The sequence below is a fragment of the Colwellia sp. PAMC 21821 genome (genome assembly GCF_002077175.1).
Classification (GTDB): Bacteria; Pseudomonadota; Gammaproteobacteria; order Enterobacterales; family Alteromonadaceae; genus Cognaticolwellia.
This window is the reverse complement of sequence record NZ_CP014943.1, coordinates 4,136,991-4,155,144: the sequence shown is the minus strand read 5'-3', so window position 1 is coordinate 4,155,144 and position 18,154 is coordinate 4,136,991. Positions and strand designations below refer to the sequence as shown.

At 39.2% G+C, this 18,154-nt stretch carries 10 protein-coding genes and 1 pseudogene; 5 read left to right on the top strand and 6 right to left on the bottom strand.

Annotated elements, in window-relative coordinates:
- Positions 1–55: 55 nt before the first annotated feature.
- From A3Q33_RS17560 to A3Q33_RS17535, 5 genes and pseudogenes are all read right to left on the bottom strand, one after another.
- Positions 56–2,629, bottom strand: a complete 2,574-nt coding sequence (locus A3Q33_RS17560; RefSeq protein WP_081181078.1) for a glycoside hydrolase family 3 protein — start codon at positions 2,627–2,629, stop codon at positions 56–58.
- A gap of 398 nt (positions 2,630–3,027) precedes the next feature.
- Positions 3,028–4,527 (bottom strand): tryptophan halogenase family protein, encoded by a 1,500-nt coding sequence (locus tag A3Q33_RS17555; RefSeq protein WP_081181077.1) that lies wholly within the window; start codon positions 4,525–4,527, stop codon positions 3,028–3,030.
- 61 nt (positions 4,528–4,588) lie between these two features.
- On the bottom strand, positions 4,589–6,106 hold the full coding sequence (locus A3Q33_RS17550) for a tryptophan halogenase family protein (RefSeq protein WP_081181076.1): 1,518 nt from the start codon (positions 6,104–6,106) through the stop codon (positions 4,589–4,591).
- Positions 6,103–7,652: pseudogene (locus A3Q33_RS17545) on the bottom strand (tryptophan 7-halogenase). Before A3Q33_RS17545 ends, A3Q33_RS17550 begins: the two are co-directional and overlap by 4 nt.
- 42 nt (positions 7,653–7,694) lie before the next feature.
- Positions 7,695–9,206, bottom strand: a complete 1,512-nt coding sequence (locus A3Q33_RS17535; protein ID WP_081181073.1) for a tryptophan halogenase family protein — start codon at positions 9,204–9,206, stop codon at positions 7,695–7,697.
- 304 nt (positions 9,207–9,510) lie between these two features.
- On the opposite strand from A3Q33_RS17535, the gene A3Q33_RS17530 reads away from it, so the two are divergent.
- On the top strand, positions 9,511–12,804 hold the full coding sequence (locus tag A3Q33_RS17530) for a TonB-dependent receptor (RefSeq protein WP_081181072.1): 3,294 nt from the start codon (positions 9,511–9,513) through the stop codon (positions 12,802–12,804).
- Between the two features lie 396 nt (positions 12,805–13,200).
- Positions 13,201–13,281, top strand: a complete 81-nt coding sequence (locus A3Q33_RS21155) for a hypothetical protein (protein WP_502687251.1) — start codon at positions 13,201–13,203, stop codon at positions 13,279–13,281.
- Positions 13,282–13,574: 293 nt separating this feature from the next.
- On the opposite strand, the gene A3Q33_RS17525 is transcribed toward A3Q33_RS21155, so the two are convergent.
- Positions 13,575–13,718 carry a Gfo/Idh/MocA family oxidoreductase gene (locus tag A3Q33_RS17525; protein ID WP_196797992.1) on the bottom strand — a complete coding sequence of 48 codons (144 nt, stop codon included), beginning with the start codon at positions 13,716–13,718 and terminating at the stop codon, positions 13,575–13,577.
- 395 nt (positions 13,719–14,113) lie between these two features.
- On the opposite strand from A3Q33_RS17525, the gene xylB reads away from it, so the two are divergent.
- From xylB to tal, 3 genes are all read left to right on the top strand, one after another.
- Positions 14,114–15,571, top strand: a complete 1,458-nt coding sequence (gene xylB / locus A3Q33_RS17520) for a xylulokinase (protein WP_081181070.1) — start codon at positions 14,114–14,116, stop codon at positions 15,569–15,571.
- 73 nt (positions 15,572–15,644) lie between these two features.
- Entirely contained in the window at positions 15,645–16,964 is a 1,320-nt protein-coding gene (gene xylA, locus A3Q33_RS17515; RefSeq protein WP_081181069.1) for a xylose isomerase, read from the top strand.
- Between the two features lie 114 nt (positions 16,965–17,078).
- Positions 17,079–18,032 (top strand): transaldolase, encoded by a 954-nt coding sequence (tal, locus tag A3Q33_RS17510; protein WP_081181068.1) that lies wholly within the window; start codon positions 17,079–17,081, stop codon positions 18,030–18,032.
- Positions 18,033–18,154 lie beyond the last annotated feature (122 nt).

The following is an 18,154-nucleotide window of genomic DNA, read 5'->3' as shown; positions in this document are numbered from 1 at the left end:
ACCATTCAGGATAATACGTTCAAAGGCCACAATGATGTGGCCTTTGAACTATGAGCTATGTGCAGCTGACAGTTATAGATTCAGGCTTTTCAGTAATGTATCTAATATTAGCTATACGTAGCGTAGCTTCTGCATCGGATGTTAATGAAAATGGTACTGCCACGCGTTCAAAATCGACACCTTTTTTAGCAAAACATAACAAATCAATGGATATTGTCGCCCATTCTTTACTCTCAACCGTTGGTAAATAGGAGGTCAATGGTATATCTCCGCAGTAACCTCCAGTTGCGTTACAGCTAAGTGCTATATTTACATCACCTAAAGGCGAGGCTATTGTGCGTACGTCAAACTGCAGGAAACCGTCTTGACCAAGGTATCTCATCAAGTCGTGGTCGTATGTTTTTGAGCTAATACCCAAGGTGGCTTTTGCAGTGCCTGACCAATGAAACTCTTGAGAGTTACCTTGAACAGTCTTATCAGCTTCCATTATTGATGCAACATCGGTTTCTGTACGAGATGAATTTAGGTATTGAATCGAATTTTTATCGTCCATCATTAACTGCCATGGCTCTGTTATTTTCCCTGCCAGTACGTCATATGGCGCTTCTAAGTCGAGTTTAATAATGTTGTCATTTACTGTATCGAGTACAGCTAATTCAACGGTGTCGATATAGCGTAAACCATAACCGTAGGCAAACAATGGGTCATAATCTTGATCTCCGACATTTAAAATATTTTGTGACGCCTTTTTAGGCCAACTAAAGCTAAGTGTTCCTGTAAAATCATGTTGAATAACACCAGCTTTATCACTAAATAATACATCAGCAACTGCCTTGCCTTCAGAACCAGGAAGCCACGCAGCCACAAAAGCATCAGCGGCGTTTATCTCGCGATTTACCCAAAGAGGTCGTCCGCTTAAAAATACGGCGACAACAGGAATACCATCGGCTTTTAGTTTTTCTAATAATTTGGCGTCTTTGTCAGAATACGGAGAATAGGCTAGCGTTTTCACATCACCAAACCATTCTGCGTAAGGTTTTTCACCAAAGACAACAATTGCTGCGTCGGGCTTCGACTTGTATTCACCATTAACAGAATATTCTAGACTACCATCTGCTGCTTCTACGGTAGTTCTTATGCCATCTAAAATCGTTGATGCGCCAACAAAATCGTCTTTAATAACTTCAGTACCTTGCCAGCTTATTGTCCAGCCTCCCGCTTGTTTAGCCATATTGTCGGCACCGTCTCCAGTAACTAAAATATGTTGGTTCGGATTTAATGGTAGTGTGCTCTTATTGTTTTTAAGTAACACCAGAGATTCTCTTACCGCTTGACGAGCAATTTCTCGATGAGATTCAGCCCCCATCAGTTCACTTTGTCCTGCATATGTACGTGAACTAGGACGTCCTTTTTCAAATAAACCTGAGCGAATTTTCACACGTAAAATTCGGCTAACGGCATCATCGATGCGAGACAGTGGAATAGCGCCAGAGTTTACGTCAGCAATAGTATTATCAATAAAGGCTTTATAGTCTTCTACTACCATAAATAGATCAATACCGGCATTAACCGCTTGCGCACAACTGTCAGCAGTACAACCTTTTACGTTGGCATGAGCATTCCAGTCGCCAACGACAAAACCATCAAACCCTAGTTTTCCTTTTAGTACCTCAGTGATAAGATATTTGTGACCGTGTAGTTTTTCACCGTGCCAGCCATTGTGACTGACCATAATGGACTGAATACCAGCTTCTAACGATGGAAAGTAAGCTGCCGCTTGTAATCGGATGAGATCTTTTTCGCTTAGTATATTGTCGCCTTGATCGATGCCATTGTTGGTGCCGCCATCTCCAACCCAGTGTTTAGCCGTAGCATATACATGGTGCTCATCTAGAAAAGAGTCTTCACCCGGTATACCTTGAACGCCTTCGGTCATTGCTTTTGCATACTTTGCAACAATGCTTGGATCTTCTGAATAACCTTCATAGGCTCTGCCCCAGCGGTCGTCACGAACAACGGCTAGTGTAGGAGCAAATGTCCAATCAATACCGGTGACCAATACTTCTAAAGCGGTAACCTTACCTATTTTATTGAGCAACGCAGGATTGTTCGCAGCACCAAGACCAATGTTGTGTGGAAATATTGTGGCGCTTCCGAACTTATTATTACCATGAACGGCATCGATGCCATAAGTCATAGGAATTTCTAAACCGCCGTCAGAAGTATCCATAGAGGCGTCATAAAGAACATCCATATAATTTACCCATTCTTGAACAGTCGCATGACGCTTACCATGTAAAAAAGTTCCGCCACCGTTTAAAACTGAACCAAGATGGTATTTTTTAACTTCTTCAGGGGTCACCCAGGTAATTTCAGCTTGGGTCATTTGCCCCACTTTTTGGGCTAATGTCATTTGTGCAAGCAGATCTTTAACACGCTGATCTACTTCTAAGTTTTTGGTAGCGGGTTGAGTTAAGGTTGGCCATAGGGTGATATCATGGGCAGCGTGGGTAGAGTCTTTCGGTCTTAGGTCAACGTCTTTGTTCGAACAACCAGATAAAACAACGATGAATAGAGCTGCGCCGTAATATGAAATTGGATTTCGGGTCAGGCAAGTGTTTTTTTTCATTATCTAGTTTCCTTTGTAAATCGTATAACTCTTATAATATGAAAATAAATAGCCGAGTTTAAATGCTGCTTTTTATGCACATATTTATAAAGTATTTTTGTAACACTACTTATATTACAACCCGCTATATTGTACTTACCATCATCGCAGAGGTAAGAATATAAACAGATATTAATCGTTTTTTTGTCATGATAAAAATCACACCATTGTTATTATGAATATAATGATAACTTACCAATAGTATTGAATTAAAACGACTAAATACGCGATTACCATAAAGTTTGAACGTTCAACTTTTTGCATTTAAATAAAGTAATACCACAACAAAGAATTAACTTAGCTAGTAAAATAAGCGTCTTTAATACATAAAACCTTTTCTGTATTGTTGGTTAGCGAAGCTAAATCATCTTCGATAAAAACTCATCATGTGATGGCATAATGCTTAAGCATTTTTGTGTCACGGTGTGAATTTCAGCCATACGCCTTTCCATCTCTTTTTCTTCTAAAAAATTGGCGATAGGATGATAACGTTGCGGGTGAATACCTTGACCATTAAATACTGCAAACCAACTGCTGTGATTAAATAACACTTTGTCTTCGCTATATAAACGCGCGTTTTCCTTGTAAATAGCTATGCGCTTCTCTAACGACACTGGAATATCCATTTCGCGTACGTAGTCCCAAAAAGGGCTATCGTCCCGTGTAGTTGCTTTATAATGCAGAATTAAGAAATCTCTAATTTGCATATACTCAGCCTTGGTTCGCTCATTATAGTAATCAATATCCGGTTGATTAAATGACATATCTGGGAAGTTAGTCATTAATCTTGCAATAGCGGTTTGTATTAAGTGGATCGATGTCGATTCAAGCGGCTCTAAAAAACCAGAAGAAAGACCTATCGAAACCACATTTTTGTTCCACGTCTGCTTTCTAATACCTGTTTTAAACTTCAACTGACGAGGATCTGATATTGGGGCGGTATCAAGGTCTTTGTTTAAGCTTTCGATTGCATCCTCATCACTTAAAAATTGGCTTGAGTAAACATAGCCATTACCCGTTCTCGACTGTAGAGGAATCCGCCACTGCCAACCTGCCGCTTTAGCCGTCGCTCGAGTATATGGAGGAAGCTCGGCCATACGCTCGCTAAGGCGTGTAACAGCACTGTCACAAGGCAAGTAAAGTGACCAGTCATCATATCCAGTTTTTAACGTTTCTTCGATCAATAAGCCCTTAAAGCCAGAACAATCAATAAACAAGTCACCCTTAATACATTCGCCATCTTCCAATGTAACCGATTCAATATGACCAGTATTTGCAGCTTGAGTAACGTTAACAATTTTTCCCTCGATTCTAGTCACCCCGTTCTTTTCGGAATAATCTCGTAAAAAGGCAGCATATAATGCCGCGTCAAATTGAAATGCATACGAAAGCGCGCTTAATGGACTACCCTGCAACTCAGGACGTGCAGGCATGTATTTTCCCGCCTTGGCTGCTTGAATCTGTAGGTTAAATTCGTCGATTGGCTTGGCAGTACCTGCTTGCTGTTGGCGTAACCACATATGATGAAAATGAATACCTTCCATATCCATTCCATAAGGGCCAAATGAATGAAAATAAGACTCACCACGTTTATGCCAGTCAACAAACTCGATCCCGTATTTAAAGGTCGCATTTGTTTTTTTAATAAAACTATTTTCATCTATGCCTAATAGTCGATTAAAATACTGAATATGCGGGACGGTGGCTTCCCCAACGCCTACTGTGCCTATCGATTCAGATTCGATTACGCGTATATTAATTTTTTTGCTACCGAGTAGTTTCGACATCGCTGCTGCTGACATCCACCCTGCAGTTCCACCACCGACAATGACGACATTTTTAACGTCCATACTTTGCATAAAATTACCTATTTAATTAACGTCTAAACGACCTGCTTAATTACCTGCTTAACCTTAGAATTTAAACCGAAGAGCCAGCATAGTTTTTTATAAACTCGGCATGGGTTGGCATTTGCAAGCTTGTTTGTTGCATTGCACGTTGCATACTTTGTAAGCTCTGTTCAATGTTTTGAATAGGCACTCCAAGCAACATTGGGTCAGCTGTTTCAGGATAAATGTTTTGACCCAACATCACAGCTACCCAGCTAGAAGTTGAGAATAACTCATGATCATCTCTAAATACTCGTCCAGCGCACTGAAATAACTCCATTTTGTGTTGCAAAGAGTCAGGTATCGACATGTTTTTACAATAGCGCCAAAACTCACTGTCTGTGCGTTGTGTAGCTTTGTAATGCAATATAATAAAATCTCTAACTTGATGAAATTCACGAGTCATTAAACGATTGTATTCTTCTACTACTTTAGGAGCCGGCGTTAAAGACGGATATAACGAAATAAAGCGGCTGATCCCTTGTTGTATTAAGAAAATAGAAGTCGATTCTAAAGGTTCTAGAAAACCGCTCGCAAGACCAATTGCCAAACAGTTTTTATGCCAGAATTTATCGCGGCACCCCGTGGTAAATCTTAGGGTACGTGGATCAGAAAGTGCTGGAGCATCAAGTCCCTGCATAAGTATATCTGTAGCTTGCTGATCATTCATAAAATCAGTGCTATAAATATGACCATTTCCAGTTCTATGCTGAGTCGGAATACGCCATTGCCAACCAGCGGTTTTGGCCATCGACTTAGTGTAAGGTAGTAATTCACCACGGCGTTCGCTTGGCACTGCTTGAGCACTGTTGCATGGCAGCCACTTTGACCAATCGTGAAATGGTACGCCCAGTGTTTCACCTAACAGCTTAGACTTAAAACCCGTGCAATCAAAAAAGAAATCACCCTCAACACGCTCATTGTTTTGCATGACAAGTGCAGAAATATTTTCAGTTTGCTCATTAAGCAAAACTAGATCGATACGCCCTTCGATTCGTATTACGCCGCGCTTTTGGGCGTAGTTTCTTAGAAACAAAGCGTATGCAGTGGCATCAAAATGGTAGGCATAACCAATTTGCGATAAAAGTGACCGTGGATTATCGTTAGGTAGCGCAAACTTCATACTTTTAGCCGCTACCGCACACATGCTATATTCTTCCAAACTATTGGTGTTTCCCGCTTGCCTGGTATGCAGCCAATATTGATGAAAATCAATACCGTTCATGTCTGCGCCGTGGTTACCAAATGGATGAAAGTATTTATCTCCAAGTTTACCCCAATCACTAAACTCTATGCCCAGCTTAAAAGTAGCGTTTGTCGCCTTTAAAAATTCAGCTTCATCAATGCCCAACATGCGATTGAAACTTATAATATCGGGAATGGTCGCTTCACCTACACCAACCGTGCCTATTTCTTCAGATTCTACTAGTACAATTTGTACGTCATCAGGCCTTAGCATGCTTGAAAGCGCCGCCGCAGACATCCAACCTGCAGTTCCTCCGCCAGCTATAACAATTTTGCGGATACGATTGGTAGATGACTGATTCATGGTTGCCTCTTTAAATAATTCAAAAACTTTTGTGTATATAGTGAACATGGTGGCATTTTGGGCACAACGGCTGCTATTGCATTTTTTGTATGCAATAAATGCTGTTTAACATTTGAATTGTCGATGTTGTCGCATAGACTATCGAGGCGTCTTGGAAATCGCCTCATACCAAAGTGAAGTATTATCCAATCTTCGGTATTGAAAGGCTCATAATCGTAGGCAACCATTAATCCACGGTGCAAATATTGTGCTAATTTTCTATCAAGTAATGCTTGTGTATCACTATCAACATCAGTAGCAAGAAGCTGATTTTTCGTGGAATGCTCATGTTGCAAAAAATGCCTTGTATCGGTCAATGCCAAGTTAAATAGTCTGGCGTGTTGAACGTCCAAACTAAAGCGCCGATTGTACTCTTTTTGTTCCATGCGCATATTATTCGAGATAGGAATTAGCGCTAGGAGGCGGTCTACATCAAGCTTAAGCAATCTAAAAGGTGCATTTGAAAATGGTTCAAGAACAGCTGCACTCAGGCTGATTGCAACACAATTACCTACCCAAGCTTGCTCTTGTTCACCAATGTCAGCGCTAATTGATGTGATTGTGTTGGCAGAACTTCTATTTTCTGCAGAGGTATCTTTAGCGCTATTCTCAGTACTGTTATCAGCGCTATTTACAGCACTAGCCGCTTGTAATATCTGGCTAGAACTTTGTAAGTAAAGCCTCGACTGCCAAGCATTCCCATGCCCAGACACTATGTTACATGGTTTCATTTGGGTGTCATTTTCGTTAGTTAATAACGAAAGGTTTATTTTAGAATGTACTCGCTTTTTTACGCCCAAAGTGCTCATTAACCTAGCGTCAGTACCCGAACAGTCTATGAATAAATCGGACTCAATGCACGAGCCGTCATTTAGTCGTAAGCTAGTAATATGCTCATCCGCAACTTTGGCTTCTAAAAAATCTGATTGAATCAGTCTTATTTTTCTCTGCTTAATCTTTTTTAGTAAAAACCGTGCGTAGTTTTGATAATCAAAATTATAGCCATATTCAGCCCTAGACAATGGCGATGCAGGTTGATTTTGCGGTGGATGAGCAAACTTATCATGTAACACAGATTGGGCGCCCACTAAGTAAGCTTGTAAGTTTTGCTTGTGCTTTAACAGGACCTGGTGGAAGCCCATACCGTACTGTAAAGTAAACGGTAAACTAAACGCTTGCACCCAGTCTAATCCCCCCCGTTCCAATTTTGATAATGCGTTCCAAACGAAAAACTTGAGTTAGTTTCTTGAAATAACTCCGGCTCAGAAATATCCATTGCCAAATGAAGATTATAAGCATCAGGCGCAGTCGTACCACCATACAGTATATCGCTATGCGCCTGATCAGCAGGTAATATCAGGGAAAGCGTAACGTGATCTGAAAGTGCATTATGGATTGTCAAAGCGGATATAAAAGCAGCAATGCTGTGGCCATATATCACAATATCTAGCTTTTTCGGATTCGCACTATTAACGTAGTTGGCCTCGTGCACATCATTTTCATTCATTTACAATATTCCTTACGACATTCCTTACGATACATCGCAAAGTCATGATATATAGCGGTTCAAAAAAGCCTGATGACCTTCAGCCTGATGTAAACCTAGCTTGATATCTTCGCGCATCGCATTTGCTTTAGAACGTATATCACTAGTACCAAACGCTTGCACCCTAGGATCGACATTATGCGGTATCAAGTTTTGTCCAAGCAGAACTGCAACCCAACTTGGTGGTAAAAATGCGCCTATTTCATAGCGTTGAATGTAGGCTCGATGCATCCACAAATCTAGTTTCTCTTGCAGGCTATCTGGGAGTGTCATATTTTTAAAATATGCCCACAGAGGGCTATCACTTCGGTCATTTGCAACATAGTGTAATAATAGAAAATCTCGAATGCGCTCATATTCTAAGCTCATCTGGGCATTGTATTCTGTAATATCTAGTTCATCTATTGTTAGTGTATTTGAGGTGGTTTGTTGATCATCAAACGCGGGAAATAGCTCGATTAACTTAGTAATGCCTTCTTGAATTAAGTGAATGGATGTTGATTCGAGTGGCTCTAAAAAGCCTGCCGACAATCCGATAGCAATAACATTGTTTTTCCAAAAGTGATTTCTACGGCCTGTTTTAAATCTAAGTTTACGAGGCTCAGCCAAAACTTTTCCGTCTAATTGCTCTAATAGTGAATGTTGAGCTGCGTCGTCACTAATAAACTGACTGCAATAAACATGACCATTCCCTGTGCGATGCTGTAACGGAATTCGCCATATCCAACCAGCTTCTTTAGCGGTTGAGCGCGTATAAGGAGTAAGCTGCTGCGTACGTTCACAAGGCACAGCAATAGCTCGGTCACAGGGTAACCAGTTAGACCAATCTTGATAGCCAGATTGTAGACTTTGCTCAATCAGTAAACCACGAAAACCTGAACAATCAACAAATAAGTCGGCGCTAATACGTTGGCCATTCTCCAGTGTTAATGCTGAAATATTTCCATTTGTCTCATTTAATGAGGTGTTAACGACTTTACCTTCTATTGTATTAACCCCGAGTTTGCATGAAAATTCGCGTAAGTATTTAGCATACAAGCTTGAATCAAATTGATAGGCATAACCAAAAGAGTTTTTTAAATCTGGTGCTCCCAACTCAGGTATAGTGAATTTGTTAGATTTTGCAGCGGCAATACCAAATGCATAGTCTTCTAATTTACCCATGTCATTATTTTTTTGAGCTAACAACCAATACTGATAAAAGTCGACTGAATTTATTTTTTCGCCAAAGTCACCAAAAGGATGAATATAACTATCTCCCTTGCTTCCCCAGTCAACAAACTCGATGCCTAATTTAAATGTTGCTTTGGTTTTACGCATAAAATCGCGCTCGTCTATGCCTAAAGTCTGATTGAAGAATCTTATATGTGGCAAAGTGGCTTCACCAACCCCAACCGTGCCAATCTCTTGGGATTCGACAAGGGTAATTTGAAGTTTTAGTCTTGAAAATTTCTTTGCAAGTGCTGCCGCTGTCATCCATCCAGCAGAGCCTCCTCCCACTATACATAAGTGCATAATTCGACCTGTTTTTTATTACTAAATTTCGCTTTAGTTCTTATAAATACCGCAAACAAAAAAACATTGTTAATAAAGGTTAAATAATGTCATTTACAAAATGTTCGCGCTAACATTTTATTATTATTAAACATATAGCATAATGTAATTAAAATCGAGAATTATAAAATAATTTTTGTTAAAGCACTTTATTTTTATATCGAATATACCAAAGTGACTTATTGTCATTATGAATATATTATGTTAAAAGTGTAATTGTCATATAGACAATAATAGAATAAATATAAAACAATCGGGGAAATATATGTTTAATAAAAAGATATTAGCTACCTCCATCTTAGCTGCGATAGGATCAATGACCCTATCAACTATAGGCTATGCTGAAGAAAGCGAAGCGAAGGAAATAGAGGTTAAAAGCGAAGCGAAGCAAATAGAAGTTATTAGCGTTACTGGTATTCGTGGTGCGCTAGCCAACGCAGCTGAAATCAAACGTGAATCATCAACATTTGTCGACTCAATTACCGCATCTGACGCATCTGCCATTCCTGACTTGTCAGTTGCTGAGGCTCTTTCGCGTATACCAGGTCTTACTGTTTCTCGTTTTACCGCTGGTGGAACTGCTGGCGATTTTCCTTCTCCAGAAGGTTCAGGTAACTTAATTCGGGGTCTTGGTTTTATTCGTTCAGAATTTAACGGACGCGATGCCTTTTCAGCAAACGGCGGCAGAGCACTAGATTGGTCTGCTGTACCTACACAACTTGTCGGGCGCGTAGACGTTTTTAAAAACCAACAAGCTGACCTTATTGAAGGTGGTATTGGCGGAACAATTAATCTACAAACACTTGCACCATTCGATAATGAAGACGGCATAGCGCAAATTTCTGTTGATACTGTTTATACTGATATACGCGAAGAATTTAGCCCGACATTTAGTGGTATATTTGGTAAAAACTTTGATACCGATAACGGCAAATTTGGATTTGTAGGCTCATATTCTTCATCTGAATTACAGTCAAACATTAATGGTTACCAAGCAGGGACGCTTGTTCCTCGTGATAATATTCCGGCCTCTAGTTATGCTGATGGTCAAGGGCCTTTAGGGACTGTTGCTTTAGCACCTGGTTTCAATTTACGTACAAACGAAGTTGATCGCGATAGAGAAAGTATCTACCTTGCGGGTCAATGGCGTAGTGCTGACGACAATGTTGAAGTATTGGTTAAATACGTAACCGTAGAAAATCGGGTGAATGGTCTTGAACGCACCTCTGAGTGGTATGCTGACGCTGAGACGGTGAGATCAGGAGGGGTAGAGGTTAGTGAATTAGTGGTGTCACCATTTGAGTCAGGCGGTATCCCTTTATGTAATGGGAGCAACGAAAGTCCTGCTGGTGAATGTGACGAGTTAATCCCCGTTACTGGTGGTATATTTGAAGAGGGCCTGATTACAGATGATTTTAGAAGCTGGGCTGGCGCTTACGGATTGCGAGTGTCTAACCTAGGCATAGGTAAGCAAGAATATTCAGAAACTGATGATGTTAGCATTAACGTTAAATGGCGTGCTACTGACCAATTGACTGTAGAATTTGATGCCCATAGAACAACGGCCGAAGCATCTTTCGAAGAACAATGGATTGGTGTAAATACTTTCTTAAACGTGTTTTCTCGTCCTAGTTTAGATAACCCATATTTAGAATTTTCTGTTGATCCGCGTAATAACATCACTAACCGCATCGAAGACCTTGGCACAGTTCAAGGTTCAAACTTAGCGCCTACTAGTCCGGCAGACCCTGGCGGTTCTTATGTTGGTTTTGCAAACGACTCATTCAAAGAAGGCAAAGGCGATTTACAAGCGGCTAAGCTTGACGTTGAATATGCACTTGACGACTCAGACGGTTGGTTTCAGTCTGTTAAAATGGGCGCACGCTACTCTGAACGTGAACAAATCAACAAAGAAGCAGATGGCAACTGGAAAGGCGTCACTCCGTTATGGGGCGGTGGCGTAGCTCCTTTAAACTCGTTAGAGAAAAATATTTACGAAGAAGTAGATTTCAGTGATTTCTTTCGTGGTGGTGTGGTAGGTGGTGCAAATACCTCACTACTTTATGCTAATGCTGACCTATTACGTAACCCACATTTATTCTACGATTACTTACAGGCTGAGCCTGATTTCGCACATTCACAATATTCGCCATTCGCGGCTGATACTAATCTTAACCCTGAAAATCCAGCTAGTTCGGACTTACTGCGTCGCTCAAGAGATGGTAACTATACTAAAATTTATCAGCCAGGCGGTATTGCCGATGTTGTTGAAGAAACCATCAATTTATATGCTATGGTAAATTTTGCTCAAGACTTTGACAATGGAATGTACTTATCAGGTAATGTTGGTTTACGTTATGTTAAAAACACATTAGGTTCAAATGGGGTGCTTAGTTATAACCAATTCGGCATAGATGAACAGGAAGGTGACTATACTGTCGAAATAGATGGAGTGGAGCAGACTTTCCCTTACCCAGTTGAAGATACAGATGAAATAAATGACTTTTTGCCTGAGACAGAAGCGTATCTACAAGCAGCAGACTCTTCTCGAAGAGTTGACGTATCAGAAGAACATTGGTTACCTTCAATAAATGTTAAATTGAACCTTAACGATGATATGCTCATCCGTTTTGGTGCGAGCAAAGGTCTTACTCGTCCAAACATGTCAGATCTAAGTGCGACGCAGTCAATAAGTGCCAAGACGAGTGTATCTCGTTTCGTTAATATTGATCCCAATGACCCGGATTATGATCCCAATGACCCGGCTAATTTTGCACCTCGTGGTTTAATAGATGGCAGTTTATCAAATATCCGCATAAATGGTGGTAATCCAGATCTTGTATCGACTACTGCGAATAGCTATGACATTTCATATGAATGGTACTTCGAAACAGGCTTTGTTACCTTTGGTGTATTTCATAAAGATATTGAAAACATCGTACAATATGGCGTAAAGCCGGTTAGCACTATTAACTTAGACAACACACAAGTTAATGTTAACTTCAACGGTCAACTTAATTTAGCCGAAGCTGAAGTTACTGGTTTTGAAGTCGCTTATCAAGACTTCTTTACTAGTTTACCGGGCATATGGGCCAATTTTGGTATTCAAGCCAACTACACCTTTGTTGACGCATCAGCAACACCACCGCCACAGTTTTTAGATGCTGATGACGATGGTGTACCTGATTCGGCTGATACTACTTTCCGTTTCGGTTTAGATAATCTGCTTGGGCAATCAGAGCACACAGGTAACCTAATTGGTATTTATCAAGATGATGACTTAGAAGTTCGTTTAATTTATAACTATCGTTCAGAGTATCTGAATTCATATCGCGACTTTGTAACTGGTAACCCAGTTTTCCAAAAAGCCACTGGATTTTTCGATGCATCTGTTAGATATCACTTTAGTGACAATTTAACGGCGAATTTGCTAGTTGCCAACATCACTGATACGAAGAACAAGTCAGAAACGCAGGTTGATGAAGCCGGTACACGCTATCAGCGTTCAAGCTTCTTGAATGATCGCCGTATACAAGTAGGCCTAACTTATAATTTTTAACTTGAGCTGTTAATAAGTATATTTAAGGAAAAAAGGGAGAGGTTAACCTCTCCCTTTTCATTTTCATTTTCATTTTCATTTCTATTTTAGTTAGATAATTAACACACTTATTACCCACAAGTAAAAATGAACCTGTAAGTATCCAGTCAGTCGAATTATTACTATTGTTTTTTATTCTTTAGTTAAGCATAAAGAAGCTAATTTAATTAGTGGTAAAAATGTACTTGAGTGTGAATAGTTTGATGTTTACAACTTAGCTACTTTGGTGTTCGATCACGCTGATATTCTAGCTGCGAGTTTAAATGACTTAAAATACAAAGCACGCCATGAATCCACTGGTTTCAATTTATTACCAGAAAGTTTATTTTGCTTGAGTTACAAGAGATTTATTAAGCAATATTAAATACATCGTTAGATAAACCTAATTTTAGAAGAAAAATTCAAAAAATAAATTTGCTTATCAATTATCAATTATAAAGAAAAACAGACACAATTTGCACATCGCATCGTTTGAAAAAAATGAGCAAGTGCGAGCGGATAAATACCCATATCTAATAGATATCCACTTGCTAAGTCAATTCTATATTCCAAAGGTTCTAATTGATAAGGCATAGGATAAAATGTCAGATTTTATATGCTTAACTTTATCTATGCGCCCTTCTTTCACCCATTGTTTTGCTTTAATTGTTTTGCTGTAATAATGTCGGGTAAAGTGTAAGCCCACATCTCGGCCATTAAAAAAGCTGTTTGTGCTTTGCTAAGTCAATAAATTACTTACTTTCTTTACTACTTATGGCAATTGGCTTTTCATACAATACCGATATTCCAGGGTTGAAAGCATCACGCACAATATCAACATGGAAATTATAAGGTGTAACAATATAAACAATGTCTACATTAGGAACATCAACCAACGACTCATAACCTTCAGAAGCATTATTAATGTATTTGCAAAAGCACGCGCATTTTCTCTGTTTCTAGCATATCCGGCAACTATCTCTCCGGCATCAACAAACAAACATTGAATTGTTAGCGCTACCTTAATTATCAAATACACTAACATTCAGTAATAATATAAGACTTAATGTTCAAAAAAATAAAAAAAAATACCATCCCATATAAACAAATATAAAAAACCAAATAGTCAAATAAACAATAAGTTAGGATGCGAAAACCTAAGTATAATCATTAAAGACGTATTGCAAGCATTCTAAAAACCTAATAAATGATAGAACAAAGCATTGCCAAATGATTTTCTCAATGCTAATGTTAGCGCTAACAAATAAACATAATTCATTAGAGAGTTTTTATGTACTTGGGAATTGATTTAGGTACTTCAGGTGTAAAAGTTATTTTACTTGATGATAACGATAAAATTATTGAACAAGCATCAGCTTCGTTAACGGTTAGCCGCCCTGCTCCGTTGTGGTCTGAACAAGATCCTAGTGACTGGTGGCAAGCAACTAACGACGCAATTGCAACGTTAAAAGCTAAAAACAGTGAAGCATTATCTTCTGTTGTCTCTGTTGGCTTATCTGGACAAATGCACGGTGCTACTTTACTTGATAATAACAACAACATTATCCGCCCTGCCATTTTATGGAATGACGGACGATGCGAAGCACAATGTAAAACCATTGAAGCGCGTGAACCTAATACACGTGCTATTACTGGCAACATTGCTATGCCAGGCTTTACTGCGCCTAAATTGGTTTGGTTAAAAGAAAACGAACCTGAAAACTTCAACAAAGTGGCTAAAGTTTTATTACCTAAAGACTATTTACGCTTTTTAATGACCGGTGATTTTGCTTCAGACATGTCTGACAGTGCTGGCACGTTATGGCTTGATGTTGAAAAAAGACAATGGTCTGAGCAAATGCTAACCGCAACAGATTTGACCATTGCACAAATGCCAATATTATTCGAAGGGACAGAGATTACCGGTTACTTAAATAAAGATATTGCAGATCAATGGGGAATGAACCAAGTACCAGTAATTGCTGGTGGTGGCGACAATGCCGCTGGTGCAGCAGGTATTGGTGTTATTAACCCGAATGAAGCCTTTTTATCTTTAGGTACATCAGGTGTTTATTTCGTTGCTAACGAAACTTACAACCCAAATCCAGACAGTGCTGTTCATACTTTCTGTCATTGTATTCCTAATACTTGGCATCAAATGTCAGTGATTTTAAGTGCAGCCAGTTGTTTAACTTGGGTAACAGAGTTAACGGGTTGTAAAGACGAAGAAAGCTTATTAGATAAAGTAGAAAAACTTGATTTTTCAGTGCCATCTTCAGTCATTTTTTTACCTTACTTATCTGGCGAACGTACTCCTCACAACAACCCGAATGCACAAGGTGTTCTCTTTGGCTTAGACCACAGCACTGGTGCTGCTGAATTAGGTCGTGCAGTTTTAGAAGGCATAGCTTACGCATTTAATGATGGTCAAGAAGCGTTAATAGCAGCAGGTACACAAATCGACACGGTTTCAGTTATCGGTGGCGGATCTCGTAGCAAGCTATGGGGAAAAATTCTCGCTAGCGTATTAAACAAAACATTAACCTACCGTAACGGTGGCGAAGTAGGTCCAGCATATGGTGCTGCACGTTTAGCTAAAGTTGGCGTAAATAAAGTAGATGCAAGCACAGTGTGCCTAGCTGGAGATATAGTTCATGTTATAGAACCTGACCCAGTAATGAGCGACTACTATGAAGCACAAAAACGTAAATACCAAAAGCTTTATCAAAGCTTAAAAGAACATTTTTAGGCTGACATTAATATTTTAAACCATTTTATAAACCGAATACATTGACACAGAAAAATTCAATTAGGAGAAAACCATGAGCGAACAATTTTTTAATAACGTAAAAAAAATCAAATTTGAAGGTGCTAATAGCACTAACCCACTAGCTTTTCGTTACTATGATGAAAACCAAGTAGTACTTGGCAAAACAATGAAAGAACACCTTCGTTTTGCTGCATGTTACTGGCACAACTTTTGTTCAACTGGTTTTGATATTTTTGGTGAAGGTACGTTTGATCGTCCTTGGATCAAATCTACAGGTAACCAATTAGAACTTGCTGAACAAAAAGCGAAAGTTGCTTTTGAATTCTTCGAAAAACTAGGTGCACCATACTTTTGTTTTCATGACGCTGATATCGCGCCTGAAGGCGATTCATTACAAGAGTTCCACGATAATGTAGATCATATTGCGGCTATTTTTGAAAAAGAAATGAAACGTACGGGTATTAAGCTTTTATGGGGAACAGCTAACTTATTCTCAAATGCCCGTTTTTGTGCGGGTGGTTCTACTAACCCTAACCCAGATCTATATGCTTATGCTGCTGCTCAAGTTAAGCACGCAATGGATGTGACTCACCGTTTAGGTGGTGAAAATTACGTACTTTGGGGTGGTCGTGAAGGTTACGATACGTTATTAAATACAAACCTTGCACAAGAAGGCGAGCAATACGCACGTTTCCTTAAAATGGTTATTGAACATAAACATAAAATTGGTTTTAAAGGTAAGTTATTAATTGAGCCTAAGCCTCAAGAGCCTACTAAACATCAATATGATTACGATACCGCAACTGTTGCTGGTTTCTTGCACAAGCACGGTATTGCTGGTGAAATTCATGTAAACATTGAAGCAAACCATGCAACACTTGCGGGCCATAGCTTCCATCATGAAATTGCTGTTGCTTGTGCTGAAGGTATTTTGGGTAGTGTTGATGCTAACCGTGGTGATATGCAAAACGGTTGGGACACAGATCAATTCCCTAACGACGTTGCTGAATGTACTTTAGTTATGTACGAAATCTTAAAAGCGGGCGGTTTAGATACTGGCGGTTTTAACTTCGATACTAAACTTCGTCGTCAATCATGTGAACGTGATGATTTATTCATTGGTCACATTGGCGGCATGGATACCATGGCTAAAGCATTACTTAACGCAGCTAAATTAATTGAAGATGCACCATTAACTAAGTTTGTTGATGAGCGTTATGCTGGCTGGAAAGGTGATTTAGGTCAGAGCATCATGTCTGGTGATCATAGCTTAGACAGCTTATCTGCACTAGTTTTAGAGAAGAAACTCAGCCCGAAACAAGTATCTGGTCGTCAAGAGCTACTTGAAAATATTGTTAATCGATACGTTTAATCTTTAACAAATAATCGTTTACATAACTGAATATAAGGATTGCCAATGATCGATAGTGCTCATTCGCAGTCCTTAATTACAGGTACTCATTAAACCTACTTAAGGTTAAATAACATGAATTTATTAGAACAATTAAAAAAGGTAACAAAAGTTGTAGCCGACAGTGGTGATGTAGACTCAATTAAAGCATTAAACCCAGTAGATGCCACAACTAACCCTTCTCTTATTTTACAAGCGGCAAAACTGCCACAATACAAACACTTAATTGATGATGCTATTTCAAAATCAAGCGTTAATGGCGAAGCCGATATCGACGATGTTTGTGATCAGTTAATTGTTAACTTTGGCTGTGAAATTTTAAAGCATGTACCGGGTCGAATTTCTTCAGAAGTTGACGCAAAACTATCTTTTGATACGCAAGCAAGTATTGAAAAAGGTCGTAAGTTAATTGCTCTTTATGAGAAAGCCGGTATTTCAAAAGATCGTGTTTTAATTAAACTTGCTTCTACTTGGCAAGGTATTAAAGCTGCTGAACAGCTAGAAAAAGAAGGTATCGCTTGTAATTTAACTTTATTGTTCAGTATGGCTCAAGCCGTAGCCTGTGCAGAAGCTAATGTCACCTTAATTTCTCCTTTTGTAGGTCGTATTTTAGATTGGTACAAGGCGAAAGAAGGCAAAGAATTTATCGGTGCAGATGACCCTGGCGTAGTATCTGTTACTCGCATATACGAATATTATAAAGCTCATGACTACAACACAGTAGTAATGGGTGCAAGTTTCAGAAACACCTCTGAGATAATAGAGTTGGCGGGCTGTGATTTATTAACTATTTCACCCGCATTATTAACACAGTTACAACAGACTGAAGGTTGCTTGGAAACTAAATTAGATGCAACGAAAATCAGAAGCCAGTCTCGTGATGCAATAACAGCTTTGACAGAATCAAGCTTTGCTTGGCAGCACAATGAAGACGCAATGGCCACTGAAAAGTTATCTGAAGGTATTCGAAACTTTGCTAAAGACCAAGCCATATTAGAAGAAATGGTCACAGCGTTAATTAAACAATAATTACATATTTATTGAAGATTGAAATAACCAGTAATTAAAAGCTATCACTGAGTTATTTCAATCATGAATACGTTATTAGTATTTATGTAAAACTAATAACGTATTCATTAAACCTAAGTTAA